Genomic DNA, 12062 nt, shown 5'->3' on the forward strand with positions numbered 1-12062 from the left:
TATGTTCAAGAATTTTTCCATATGGGACGCTTTAAGAGTCGGCGGCCCGGTCATGTATTTTTTGATCTGTTGTTCCGTCGTGTCAATTGCCATCATCGCCGAAAGAATTCTTTTTTATTCTCTGCGCTCCAAAACCTCCAGGGTCAATTTTATGCGTCTTATTCGAAAAGAGCTGGAAGAAAATGATATCAAAAAAGCGCAAACCACCTGTCATAAAACCTTAACGCCTTTTTCCGAAGTGGTGGCGGCCGGATTAAACGCTTCGCACGGCGACGAGAAGGAAATAGCCGATGCCATGGAGCGTCAGATCATTATCGAAGTTAATATTTTAGAGCGGCGCACCGCTATTGTCGGCACCATCGGAAGCACGGCGGTTTATATCGGGCTTTTAGGTACTGTTTGGGGCATTATTGAAGCCTTTCGCGATATCGCTCAAATGGGCTCCGGTGGGATTAATGTGGTCATTCACGGCATTGCCGCGGCTTTGGTGTGCACCGCGGCCGGGCTTTTTGTGGCCATTCCGGCGGTGGCGGCTTACAATTATTTTGTCAAAAGAGTCAACGGTTTTGTGATGGATATGGAGCTATGCGCTTCGGAAGTTGCCGGGCTTCTTAAAGGACATAAAAAAACCAGAGTCAAAAATGAGAAGACCGCATAAAACCCAAAGCTTGATGGCGGAAATTAACATCACGCCGTTTACGGATGTTATCTTGGTTTTGCTGATCATCTTTATGATCACCACTCCCTTAATTGCCCAGCGCGGCATTGAAGTTAAACTCCCCGAAGCCTCTTCCAAAAGTACCTTAGAAGATCCCAAACAAGCGTATATCACCATTACCGCCGAGGGCGTTGTTTATTTAGAAGAAAAAACGCTTAACACCAAAGAATTAAAACAAAAGATCGATGAACTTTTGCGTCGTGACCGCAATTTAAAAGTGGTGGTGGCGGCGGATCAGTCTTGCCGGTTCCGGGATGTGGTCAGGGTCATTGATATCGTCAAAGAATCCGGTGTAAAAAGCCTCAATATCGCTACCAGAACCAACGAACGCGTTTCACCCGTAAAGTAAGCAAAATAACTTTCCTTTCATGGCTAAAATAAAATTAGATTTACACGATATTTTTAACCGCGGCCGATCCATTGACGAGGAGCTAAACCGTGTTATTCGTGAAGCGATAGATAAGAAAATCGCTTTGGTAGAGATTATTCCGGGCAAGGGAAGCGGGCAATTAAAAAAACACGTGCTAAAGTTTTTAGACCAATCGTCCATCAAACAGCTCTATCACCGAGTGGAGAAAGACGATAAAAACTTCGGGAGAATATTTGTTCACTTTAGATTTTAAAAAGATTTCCTGCGCGGCCATGATCCTCATGGCCGCGCTATGCTTTTCCCCCCAAAGCTCTTTTTCCAAAGAACTTTCCGCCGCCGATATCGTGAAAGATTATTCGCCTTCTATTGTCACCGTCGCCGCCACCAGCCCCAAGGGATTAAATTTCGGAAGCGGATTTATCGTCAATTCTAACGGGCTTATTGTTACCAATTTCCATATCTTGCAAACGGCGGTTAAGATCGGTATTAAACTTTCTAACGGCAAAACCTATGACCACGCGAAACTGCTTCGTTTCGACACTCCCAAAGATATCGCGGTTTTAAAAATTGATGCCAAGAATTTAAATCCGGTCATCTTAGGCGACAGCGATAAGATCGTGGTAGGCGAAGGAGTTGTCACAATAGGAAATCCCCTAGGATTAGAGGCGAGTGTTTCTGATGGGATCATTAGCTCCCGGCGTTCGGCAAAAAAAGGGCTGAAGCTGCTTCAAATAACAACGCCTATTTCTTCGGGTTCAAGCGGCGGGCCGCTTTTTAATTTAAAAGGGGAAGTCGTTGGCATTACAACTGCCACCAATAAAAAAGGGCAAAATATCAACTTCGCCGTTCCCATTAATTACGCCAAGCCGATCATCTTTTTGCATCAAAAAGGCGAAAGTATTTCAGGTGTAAAAAATGACCCCAACTCAAAAGAAACCTTTCTTTATACGATAAAGCCCAAAGACACCCTCTTTTCTTTGGCTAAAAAGTTTAACACTTCAGTACAAACGCTGATGGAGTTAAACAGCCTATCCAATCCCAGAATCCTCTCGGGACAAAAAATCAAAGTTCCTTCCAGAAAATAGCTTTTCAGGTTAGATTTTATATTGACAATTCTCCTTCGAGCCATATACTAACGCTCATGGGTGGTCTTTGAGGGGTGTTTTCACGGAATTCTGTTTTCGGGATTTAAAATTTACTAGCTGAAGGAGTTTAGCTATGCAATTGATTTCATCTGCTAATAGTATTCGGCTCCGAAATTATGTTTTCCCAATCGGATCTGTAGACAAAAAAGATGACAAGAATAGTAATGTGTATGGTACAGCAAGTTATTTAGGGGGAAAATATTTTATTACAGCAGGGCATGTATTGAAAAATGCAAGTAGCAAGAAAATAATTGGCATAGGCTTTATGGGGGACGATGAGTGCAAATATTTTAATATTTCAAAGTATGAAATATTAGAGGATATTGATGTAGGTATTATTGAGCTCAATTTAGAGCAAATACCTGCAGCAAAGTTAATTTGGGATTCCGATCTATCTTTAATGTTAAGCGATGTTCACACCTTTGGTTTCCCGCATGGACAATCTATAAAGGATGATGGGGAAGTTTATAATTCGTTAAGAGCATTAAAAGGTCACGTTGTTTCGATTGATAAGAATTATACGTATGAGCTATCTTTTTTCTGTCCTAAGGGCTTATCCGGAGCACCTCTCTTAAATAAAAAAGGAAATATTACAGGCATGATTATTGGGAATACAGGGGTAGAAATGAACGTATGCCAAGAAATAGAAAAAGATAAGAAGGAAATATATTCGAAAGACATTGTTTATTTCTTAGGTAAAGCAATATGTGCATGCAAAATATTAGATATAAAGCCCAAGTTGCTTAATATGACCATAGGGGAGTTTATTAAAAAATATTAAAATTTGTCGGGCACTTAAAGAAAAGGGATATATATGTCTTCAACGGGGAAAATCTTACAATCAGAGGCTGACAACACCAAGGAGCTTGTAAAGTCTATAAGTTTTTTAGCTGGTGAAGTTTCAGTATTTAAAGAAGCACTAAGCAAAAATGTGTCTAATTTAGATGAGACGCTCAAGAAAACAAATCAAAGTACAGAAGAATTACGAGATGCCGTTGTGAGTTCGACTGATAAAATTATTACTTCAGGTGAGAAATTAGCTGTCGCGCAAAATTTCCATTCAAAAACAATGCTTTTTCTAACTTTTGCGTTAGTTGTTGTGGGCATATTCCAAATATTGGTTATGAATGGGCAATCAAATATTATGAAATCACAATCAGAAATTATGAAACATCAGGCTGATCATGCTAAGAAAATAACTGAAATTGAGTTACGTCCAATGCTTGAAATTCAACCGTATGCAGCTACCTACTCAGAAAATAATCTAGTTTTTCATTATTTTCTTTCTAATTCTGGAAAATCAAATATTTTGAATATAAAGCGCTGCCATACTTTTGAGCTAATTAATAGAATTACAAATGAGGAGTCAAGTATTAAACCAGAGACATGTGTTTCTAATGAACATGACTTGACCTTGTTGCATGACAGGTCTAGCTTAATTCATGATGATATGATCGGAGATTACAAGCTAGATGAATTAGATCCTCATAAGTATTATCGAATTAATTTAAAAGTTAGTTATGCAACTGAAGAATTTCTAGGCAAAAAGTGTGTTGCCTCAAGAAAGTTTGACTTACTACCTATTGATAATAAGTTTGTAATCCGACCGTTAGCATATTTAGATACAGTGTGTGAGTAAGAATCATATGTGAATTCTGGGGACACGTACCTAAGTTTTCCTTCTTGACACATTCTCCTCTCAGTGTTATATTTTGGTCAATAATCAACCTTTAAGCTTAGCCCTGTGAGGCTGGCAAGGAAAACAAAATGGAAGTTTATATTACGAAATTTATTAAGCGCGTTTTTTCGAGAGAAAAAACGCGCTTTTTCTGTGAGCGCTTATGACCAACTCCACTCAAATCATGACCTCTGATGAAATCCGCCGAGCCGTCACCCGGCTTTCCCACGAGATCTTAGAGAAAAATAAGGGAATTGAAGACCTTTGTTTGATCGGGATTAGAACGAGAGGGGCGGTTTTGGCGCAGCGTATCAAAACCGCCATTCAAGAAATTGAACACGTCGATGTTCCTCTTGGAATTCTCGACATCACTCTTTACCGCGATGATTTAACGCTGGTCGGCGCTAAACCTTTGGTGCGCGAAACCGAAATAGATTTTGACCTAAACGATAAAAAGGTTGTTTTAGTAGATGATGTTTTGTATACCGGACGCACCATCAGGGCGGCCTTGGATGCAATCGCCGATTTTGGCCGTCCGGCCAGCATTCAATTGGCTGTTTTAATAGACCGCGGGCATAGAGAACTTCCTATCCGCGCCGATTATGTGGGCAAAAACATCCCCACATCCAAAACACAAATGGTGGAAGTGCGCTTAACCGAAACCGACGAAAAAGACGAGGTATCAATTGTCGAAGGTAAAAACAGATAATCCTCTCTGGACCCGTAAAGATCTTTTGGGATTGCAGGAACTTTCCTCCCAAGAGATAGAGCTTATTTTAAATACCGCCGCCTCATTCAAAGAAGTTTCTACCCGCGAAATAAAAAAGGTTCCGGCCCTTCGCGGCAAAACCGTGGTCAATCTATTCTATGAACCGTCCACCCGCACCCGCGTTTCCTTTGAAGTGGCCGCCAAACGCCTTTCCGCTGACGTCATCAATATATCGGTAGAAACATCCAGTGTCAAAAAAGGCGAAACGCTTTTAGATACCGGCGCTAATATCCAAGCCCTTAAAGCCGATATTATCGTGATGCGCCATAGCGCGTCCGGAGCGGCTTTAATGCTTGCCCGTCATCTTAAATCAAGTATTGTCAATGCCGGTGACGGTTGGCACGAACATCCCACCCAAGCGCTTTTGGATATGTTCACCTTAAAAGAAAAATTAGGCCGTATCAAAGGGCTTAATGTGGCTATCGTTGGCGATATCGCTCATTCGCGCGTGGCGCGTTCTAACATTTGGGGTTTAACAAAATTAGGAGCGAATGTAACGGTGTGTGCGCCCGCAATGCTGATTCCGGCGGAAATTGAGAAAATGGGCGTAAAAGTCACATCCGATATTGATGAAGCTTTAAAAAACGCGGATGCGGTCAATGTGCTTCGTATGCAATTCGAGCGTGACGCACAAAACGCCTTTCCTAAACAGCTGGAATATTTTAAGAATTTTGGCATCACCAAAGAACGCCTTTTAAAGGTGAAAAAAGATATTATTGTGATGCATCCCGGACCATTAAATCGCGGCATAGAAATGGAAAGCGATATTGCCGATGGGAAAAACTCGGTCATCTTAGAACAGGTCACCAACGGCATCGCCGTTCGTATGGCGGTTTTATATCTGGTATCGCAAGGACAACAGCAAACATGAAAATTCTTATCAAAAATGGAATTGTGGTCGATCCGGCGAGTAAACTAAACGAAATAAGCGACGTTTTGATCAAAGACGGCAAGATTAGCAAAGTCGCTAAGAGCATTTCTGACGCGGCCGATAAAACGATCGACGCCAAAGGAAAAATTGTTGCTCCGGGTTTAGTCGATATGCATGTGCATTTGCGCGAACCCGGCCGTGAAGATAAAGAAACCGTTGAAACCGGAACGCGCGCGGCCGCTTTCGGCGGCGTGACATCGGTTTTATGTATGCCCAATACAACGCCGGCCTTGGATTCGGTGGCAACCGTTCGTTTACTTAAAGATTCCATCAAAAAAACCGCTTCAGTGAATGTTTTTATCTGCGGCGCTATTACCGTTGGGCGTCAAGGTAAAAAAGTGGTTAATATCGCCGCTTTAAAAGATGAAGGTGTTTTAGCTTTAAGCGATGACGGCAGTGAGGTTGAAGATGACGCGATTTTTCTTGAGGCCTGCAAAAAAGCGAAGAAAGAAAATATCTTGATCGACTGCCACTCGGAAGACCGAAAACTTTCCAACAATGGCGTGATGAACTTAGGATATATGTCCACCATTTTGGGACTGCGCGGGATATCGCGCGAGTCGGAATATAAATGCATTGAGCGCGATATTACTATTGCCGCTAAGGCGGACGCGCGCATTCATATTTCTCATGTCAGTTGCCGCGAGTCGGTTGAGGTGATCGCGCGTTTTAAGAAAAAAGGTGTAAAGGTAAGCGCGGAAACCGCGCCGCATTACTTTTGGCTTTGCGATGAAGATTTACTCGATTATGATACGCATAAAAAGATGAACCCACCGCTGCGCACCAAAGATGATAGAGAAGCGATGAAACAGGGTTTGCGTGATGGAACATTGGAAGTTATCGCCACCGATCACGCGCCGCATACACAAAATGAAAAGGAAGTGGAGTTTGACCATGCGGCCTTTGGGATTTTGGGCTTGCAAACAAGCTTGGCGCTTTCAATAGGTGCTTTGGTTGAAACAAAGATCTTGGATTGGCCCGGGCTTATTGCCAAAATGAGCCTTAATCCGGCGCGCATTATGCAGGTAGATAAGGGAACTTTAAAGGCGGGCGCGGACGCTGACGTGGTCATCATTGATCCAAATAAAGAGTGGATTTTTCAAAAAGAAGATATTCTTTCCAAATCCAAGAATTCACCTTTTGTCGGATGGAAATTAAAGGGGAAGGTGGAAACGACGATTTGCGGTGGAAAAGTGGTTTATCAAGATTAGGCCCCCATAGCTCAATGGATAGAGTACTAGCCTCCGGCGCTGGGTGTACAGGTTCGACTCCTGTTGGGGGCGCTCTTTGAGATGCAACAGCCTCTTGAAAATCCCGAGACGCAGTCGAGGGACGGCGCTGTTGGTGCAGGCTCGACTCCTGCCGAACAATTGTAGCGTGGAAGTAGTAGGTCCCCTGCGGGGACCGGGCGCGTATATTCGAAGTAGTAGGCCCCCTTTGGGGGCTAGGCGCGTTCTTTGAGATGCAACAGCCTCTTGAACAGGCTTGGGGACAGACATACGCAGAGATTAGGGTCAGGCCCCACCTGCGGTGGGGCCTGACCCTAAGTCAGAGACGGGAAAAAGTGGAAACCACAAAATGTAGGGCTTTCCACAGAATATACACAATATGCATAAATTGTTAATAATGGAGTAATTGACCCATAACATAGTCTAATTTTGTATAATAGTGGATTAAATATACATAATTAATCAATAAATATAGTATATTGTGCATAATTAATACATATCAAAAAACAGCAATTTTCCACAGATTTTTGGCAAAATCAATCAAATAGGAGCTCACTTTGAGCCATCAAAAAATAACCATATCCGTGATCGGCGGACATGACTGCAACAAAGAAGTGGAGCAATTATCCCATAAAATTGGCAAAATAATTGCTAAAATGGGTTCTGTCTTGGTTTGTGGCGGTTTAGATGGGGTTATGCGGGAGGCGGCAAAAGGAGCTAAAAGCTGTGGCGGGCTGACGATTGGGATACTGCCGGGTAAGAATAAATCTGACGCCAACCCCTTTATCGATATTGCCTTGCCAACTTCTATCGGGTATTCCCGTAATGTCATCGTAGCTTGCTCGGCGGATATCATCATTGCCTTGCCCGGAAGCCACGGAACCCGAAGCGAAATATCTTACGGCCTTGTTTATGGGCGTCCGGTCATTGATCTGGGCGGCTGGAATATTAAAGGAATGATCAAGGTTAAAGACCTCAAAGAAGCAGAACAAGTAATCAAGAAGCTAATTAAGGGTTCTTAGGGTTCATTGGGTTTTTTGAGTCTATTGAGTTAACTCAATGACCCGGCGAACTCAAAGAACTCAATAGGCTCAACGGACAACGAATATGCCAGAACTTCCTGAAGTCGAAACCATGGCCCGGGATCTTGAGAAAAAGATCTTAGGTTTAAGGATCAAAGAAGTTGAGGTTTCTGATGCCATGGTGGTGCGCTCGTCCTCCCCAAAAAATTTTATCCGCAATTTAGAAAATAAGAAGATCATCGGTTCCGGCCGGCGCGGCAAAGCCATTATATTAAAACTTTTCCCCAAAGGTTTTTTGATCATCCAGCCCGTGATGACCGGACAAGTGATTTACGGTACCAAAGAACCTAAGGCAAGAGTGATTTTCGCGCTTTCCAACGGACAATATTTAAATTATAATGACCAAAGACGTTTCGGGCGTTTGAATTATATTGAAGACTTAAGCGCGTTTAAATATTTTAAAGCCTTAGGTTTAGAGCCGCTGGATAAAGAGTTTAGCTGTGCATGGTTCCTTGAAAGGCTCAAACAAAAGGCCATTCCTATCAAAACGCTTTTAATGAATCAGGCGTTTTTATCCGGGATCGGCAATATCTACGCGTCGGAAATATTATTCCGTTCGAAAATAAATCCCCGGCGTGAGGCTAAGGCATTAACACCGGCGGAGATAAGAGTTCTTTATCAGACAACTTTAAAAGTTTTAAAAGAAGCGATCTTGTTACGCGGTTCATCAGTTAATACTTACCGCGATCTCAACGGAAGAAAAGGAAAGTTCATTAACCGCCTTAAAGTTTACGGGCGCGATGGCCAGGCGTGTTTAAGTTGTCGCCAACCTATTGAAAGGATCGTGCAATCCGGGCGCAGCACGTTTTTCTGCCGGATTTGCCAGAGTTAAATTTATGAAAAAACGCATTCAAATGGACATTACTCTTTTAGTATCGTTCGTCATTGTTCTGACGATTGTTTTTGTGAAATTTCCTCGGCTTTATATTCAAGATGCGGTCAGCGACGACCTACTGGATTTTATCGGGTTTCTGACGATCCTTAAGGGAATTTTAGTGCGCATGACGGCGCGCGGATACAAAAAAAGTATTTCTTCTCGCGGAGAAAATCTGGTGACCGACGGGCCATATAGTATTGTGCGTAACCCAATGTATCTGGGAAGTTTTTATATCGGCTGCGGATTTGTGTTGATCCTCTGGCCCTGGTGGGCATTGCCTTTATTTGCGGCTGTTTTTTACTTAAGGTTTCGCCGGCAAATCTCATCGGAAGAAAAATATCTTAAAGCGCATTTTGGAAAAACGTTTGACGAATACGTTAGCCGTGTTCCGCGGCTTATTCCGTCGTGGAAAAGCATCAAAAATGCCAATATTAAAGAATCTTTTCCCTTAGATAAGGCATGGCTTACAAAAGAAAAGTGGGGGCTTATTAGCTGGACGTTTTTAGCTATTTTTCTAGAAGCGCTGCGCGAATATTTGGTTTTTGGGTCTTTTGATATTGTGACGACAGCGCAGGTTTTTTCATTAAGCGCTCTAACATTTATCCTTGTCTTGATCGTTTGGTATAACTATGCGCCAAATACAAAATAAATTTAAGATCACCGCCAACGAAAAGATCTGCCCGAAATTTTATAAGCTTTCTTTGGACGCCAAGGAAATGGCAAGATCGGTCGGGCCGGGGCAGTTTGTCCATATTAAAGTGACGGAAAGCTTAGAGCCTTTTTTCCGCCGGCCGTTTAGCGTGTTTCGCGCGAAAAAGCAAGTAGAGGTTTTGTACGAAGCCGTCGGAAAAGGGACGGTTGCGCTTGCCAAAAGAGAACCGGGAGAATATTTGGATATCTTAGGGCCTTTGGGCAATCAATTTTGTTTACCGCCCAAAGGCACCAAGCAGGTGGTGATGATCGGCGGCGGCATTGGGGTAGCGCCTTTAATGGTTTTGTCGGATTTTCTGGCAAAAGAGAAATGCGAAAAGATCCTTCTTTACGGCGCTCGCAGTAAAGGGCACGTATTCGATCTTAAAGATTTTAAGAAAAATGGATGTAAGGTTTTTGTGGCGACGGATGATGGTTCTTATGGGGTTCACGGGCGCGTTTCTGAACTTTTTAATAAAATTAAAACCGATCCTCAAACAACGGCTATTTACACTTGCGGCCCAAAACCGATGATGGCAGCGGTGAAAAAATTTTCCGAGCAAAACAAGCTGAACTGTCAGGCGTCCTGTGAAGAAGTGATGGCTTGCGCTTTGGGTGCTTGTTTGGGATGTTCCATTAAAACAACCAAAGGTTATCGCACCACCTGTTATGACGGCCCGGTGTTTGATATTAAGGAAGTGATTTTTTAAATGAATCTCACAGTTCAAATAGGGAATTTAAAACTAGCGAATCCGGTCACGGTCGCCTCAGGGACATTCGGCCACGCGGAAAAATATTTTGACTTAGAAGAAGTTAAAAAGCTTGGCGCTATTATCCCTAAAACCGTTACGCTTTATCCGCGCGAAGGAAATCCGCCGCCGCGTATTATCGAAACGGCGTCGGGAATGCTAAACGCCATCGGCATCGAAAATCCCGGAGCGGATATTTTTATCAAAGAAAAGCTTCCTGCCTTTAGAAAGATCGGTGTTCCGCTGATCATCAGTATTTTAGGCCACAGCGACGAAGAATTTGTAAAACTCGCGGAGAAATTTAGCGCGGCAGGTGGAGTCGCGGCATTTGAACTTAATCTGTCTTGCCCGAATTTACAGCAGAAAACTCTGGTCGCGCAAGATGCTGCGGCTACCGCGCGCGTTGTCGCGGCGGTAAAAAGAATTTCTAAAGTTCCGGTCATCGCGAAATTATCTCCGAATGTTACCGATATTTCCGAAATTGCTCTTCACGCCGAAGGCGCGGGCGCGGACGCGGTCAGCTTAGTGAATACTTTTACGGCCATGGCGGTTGATGTTAAAAAGAGAAAATCGGTTTTGGGAAATTTTAGCGGAGGGCTTAGCGGCCCGGCGATAAAACCCATCGCGCTTTATATGGTTTATCAAACGGCAAAAAGAATTAAAATTCCGGTGATCGGTATCGGCGGCATTATGACGCCTAAAGACGCGTTGGAATTTTTGATCGCCGGCGCAACGATGGTGGCGGTGGGGACGGCGAATTATTTAAATCCCAAAGCGCCTTTGGAAATTTTGGAAGGCATTCAAGAATATATGACCGCCAATAAAATAAAAGACATTAAAGAAATTATTGGGAGTTTAAAAGAGAAATGAGCAAAAAAAGGGCCGAGCTTATCGTAGCGTTGGACGTTGATACCTTGGAAGAGGCGCGTAAATTAATTGACGCGCTTTCGCCGGCGGTAGACATTTTCAAAGTGGGAAGCCAGCTTTTTACGTCTTGCGGCCCGGCGGCGGTGCGGTTTCTTCAGGCGCGCGGCAAAAAAGTTTTCCTAGATCTTAAATATCATGACATTCCCAATACGGTTGCCAGTGCCGTTTCTTGTGCTGTTGGTTTGACGGACGCGGTGAAAGCAACACATGCCGAAAGCAGTTCTTTATTTATGCTGACACTGCATACCGTAGGCGGAAAAGAAATGTTAGAGGCGGCCGTTCGATCAGTCAAAGAAAAAGCAAAAGCGATGAATATTGAAAAACCCTTCTTGGTCGGCGTAACTGTTTTAACCAGCCAGAAAAAAGATGACAATACTTCCCAGCTTGTCATAGAGCGTGCTTTATTAGCGAAGGAATGCGGATTAGACGGGGTTGTGGCGTCCAGCCAGGAAGTGGCGCTTATTCGTCAGAAATTGGGAGAAAATTTTCTGATTGTTACACCCGGTATTCGTCCCACGGGTGCGGATGCGGGAGATCAAAAGAGAGTGACAACGCCCAAAGACGCTATCAAAAACGGAAGCAACTTCTTAGTGGTGGGCCGTCCTATCGTGGAAGCGGCGGATCCTTTGGCAGCGGCACAAAATATCCTCAAAGAAATAAACATAGCTTAAAAAAGCTTTTTGTCTCGATGAAGCGGTTGACATTGTTTTTATTTCATAGTAGGATGCCGACTTCAATAATGCTGAATTTAGAAAACGTCGGGATTAGAGCGTCTGCTTTGCGCAAGTTCAGATCTTTGGATTAATAGATAGAGGGGAATTAGCTCAGCTGGTTAGAGCGTCTGCTTTACACGCAGAAGGTCGAGGGTTCGATCCCTTCATTCCCCATTTATTTTAT

15 protein-coding genes and 2 tRNA genes are annotated in these 12062 nt (G+C 43.4%); all 17 read left to right on the plus strand.

The features are described from left to right. Position 1 precedes the first annotated feature (1 nt). The 17 genes from WC676_02205 to WC676_02285 all read left to right on the plus strand — a co-directional run bounded on the left by WC676_02205 (position 2) and on the right by WC676_02285 (position 12052). A complete protein-coding gene (locus WC676_02205) occupies positions 2 to 658 on the plus strand; it encodes a MotA/TolQ/ExbB proton channel family protein (protein MFA5059422.1) in 657 nt (218 codons plus the stop codon). After that, positions 642 to 1067, plus strand: coding sequence for a biopolymer transporter ExbD (locus WC676_02210; GenBank protein MFA5059423.1), 426 nt, complete (start codon positions 642 to 644; stop codon positions 1065 to 1067). Before WC676_02205 ends, WC676_02210 begins: the two co-directional genes overlap by 17 nt. 19 nt (positions 1068 to 1086) lie before the next feature. Further along, the gene (locus WC676_02215) at positions 1087 to 1341 is read left to right on the plus strand and encodes a Smr/MutS family protein (GenBank protein MFA5059424.1); all 255 of its coding nucleotides are present in this window, start codon (positions 1087 to 1089) and stop codon (positions 1339 to 1341) included. Then, the gene (locus WC676_02220) at positions 1322 to 2173 is read left to right on the plus strand and encodes a trypsin-like peptidase domain-containing protein (GenBank protein MFA5059425.1); all 852 of its coding nucleotides are present in this window, start codon (positions 1322 to 1324) and stop codon (positions 2171 to 2173) included. Before WC676_02215 ends, WC676_02220 begins: the two co-directional genes overlap by 20 nt. A 133-nt stretch (positions 2174 to 2306) precedes the next feature. Then, a complete protein-coding gene (locus WC676_02225) occupies positions 2307 to 3014 on the plus strand; it encodes a trypsin-like peptidase domain-containing protein (protein MFA5059426.1) in 708 nt (235 codons plus the stop codon). Positions 3015 to 3047: 33 nt separating this feature from the next. Then, positions 3048 to 3872, plus strand: a complete 825-nt coding sequence (locus WC676_02230; GenBank protein ID MFA5059427.1) for a hypothetical protein — start codon at positions 3048 to 3050, stop codon at positions 3870 to 3872. 202 nt (positions 3873 to 4074) lie between these two features. Beyond that, positions 4075 to 4620: a bifunctional pyr operon transcriptional regulator/uracil phosphoribosyltransferase PyrR gene (pyrR, locus tag WC676_02235; protein ID MFA5059428.1), complete on the plus strand. Its 546-nt coding sequence runs from the start codon at positions 4075 to 4077 to the stop codon at positions 4618 to 4620. Beyond that, entirely contained in the window at positions 4598 to 5551 is a 954-nt protein-coding gene (locus WC676_02240) for an aspartate carbamoyltransferase catalytic subunit (GenBank protein ID MFA5059429.1), read from the plus strand. Before pyrR ends, WC676_02240 begins: the two co-directional genes overlap by 23 nt. Continuing rightward, a complete protein-coding gene (locus WC676_02245; GenBank protein ID MFA5059430.1) occupies positions 5548 to 6822 on the plus strand; it encodes a dihydroorotase in 1275 nt (424 codons plus the stop codon). The genes WC676_02240 and WC676_02245 overlap by 4 nt, the downstream gene beginning before the upstream one ends. Continuing rightward, positions 6823 to 6894 (plus strand) — tRNA-Arg (locus WC676_02250). A gap of 503 nt (positions 6895 to 7397) precedes the next feature. Next, the gene (locus WC676_02255; GenBank protein ID MFA5059431.1) at positions 7398 to 7862 is read left to right on the plus strand and encodes a TIGR00725 family protein; all 465 of its coding nucleotides are present in this window, start codon (positions 7398 to 7400) and stop codon (positions 7860 to 7862) included. Positions 7863 to 7947: 85 nt separating this feature from the next. After that, on the plus strand, positions 7948 to 8754 hold the full coding sequence (mutM, locus tag WC676_02260; protein MFA5059432.1) for a DNA-formamidopyrimidine glycosylase: 807 nt from the start codon (positions 7948 to 7950) through the stop codon (positions 8752 to 8754). Positions 8755 to 8758: 4 nt separating this feature from the next. After that, the gene (locus WC676_02265) at positions 8759 to 9448 is read left to right on the plus strand and encodes an isoprenylcysteine carboxylmethyltransferase family protein (protein ID MFA5059433.1); all 690 of its coding nucleotides are present in this window, start codon (positions 8759 to 8761) and stop codon (positions 9446 to 9448) included. Beyond that, a complete protein-coding gene (locus WC676_02270) occupies positions 9429 to 10199 on the plus strand; it encodes a dihydroorotate dehydrogenase electron transfer subunit (protein ID MFA5059434.1) in 771 nt (256 codons plus the stop codon). The genes WC676_02265 and WC676_02270 overlap by 20 nt, the downstream gene beginning before the upstream one ends. Then, entirely contained in the window at positions 10200 to 11108 is a 909-nt protein-coding gene (locus tag WC676_02275; GenBank protein ID MFA5059435.1) for a dihydroorotate dehydrogenase, read from the plus strand. Beyond that, positions 11105 to 11836, plus strand: a complete 732-nt coding sequence (pyrF, locus tag WC676_02280; GenBank protein ID MFA5059436.1) for an orotidine-5'-phosphate decarboxylase — start codon at positions 11105 to 11107, stop codon at positions 11834 to 11836. Before WC676_02275 ends, pyrF begins: the two co-directional genes overlap by 4 nt. Before the next feature lie 142 nt (positions 11837 to 11978). Further along, positions 11979 to 12052, plus strand: a tRNA-Val gene (locus WC676_02285). Positions 12053 to 12062 lie beyond the last annotated feature (10 nt).

This window comes from Candidatus Omnitrophota bacterium (genome assembly GCA_041649175.1).
Lineage (GTDB): Bacteria > Omnitrophota > Gorgyraeia > Zapsychrales > JBAZNR01 > JBAZNR01.

Coding starts and splice junctions, on each gene's coding strand:
- WC676_02225 (MFA5059426.1), top strand. CDS start 2,307: ATGCAATTGATTTCATCTGCTAATAGTATTCGGCTCCGAAATTATGTT.
- WC676_02210 (MFA5059423.1), top strand. CDS start 642: ATGAGAAGACCGCATAAAACCCAAAGCTTGATGGCGGAAATTAACATC.
- WC676_02275 (MFA5059435.1), top strand. CDS start 10,200: ATGAATCTCACAGTTCAAATAGGGAATTTAAAACTAGCGAATCCGGTC.
- WC676_02245 (MFA5059430.1), top strand. CDS start 5,548: ATGAAAATTCTTATCAAAAATGGAATTGTGGTCGATCCGGCGAGTAAA.
- WC676_02230 (MFA5059427.1), top strand. CDS start 3,048: ATGTCTTCAACGGGGAAAATCTTACAATCAGAGGCTGACAACACCAAG.
- pyrR (MFA5059428.1), top strand. CDS start 4,075: ATGACCAACTCCACTCAAATCATGACCTCTGATGAAATCCGCCGAGCC.
- WC676_02205 (MFA5059422.1), top strand. CDS start 2: ATGTTCAAGAATTTTTCCATATGGGACGCTTTAAGAGTCGGCGGCCCG.
- mutM (MFA5059432.1), top strand. CDS start 7,948: ATGCCAGAACTTCCTGAAGTCGAAACCATGGCCCGGGATCTTGAGAAA.
- pyrF (MFA5059436.1), top strand. CDS start 11,105: ATGAGCAAAAAAAGGGCCGAGCTTATCGTAGCGTTGGACGTTGATACC.
- WC676_02265 (MFA5059433.1), top strand. CDS start 8,759: ATGAAAAAACGCATTCAAATGGACATTACTCTTTTAGTATCGTTCGTC.
- WC676_02270 (MFA5059434.1), top strand. CDS start 9,429: ATGCGCCAAATACAAAATAAATTTAAGATCACCGCCAACGAAAAGATC.
- WC676_02215 (MFA5059424.1), top strand. CDS start 1,087: ATGGCTAAAATAAAATTAGATTTACACGATATTTTTAACCGCGGCCGA.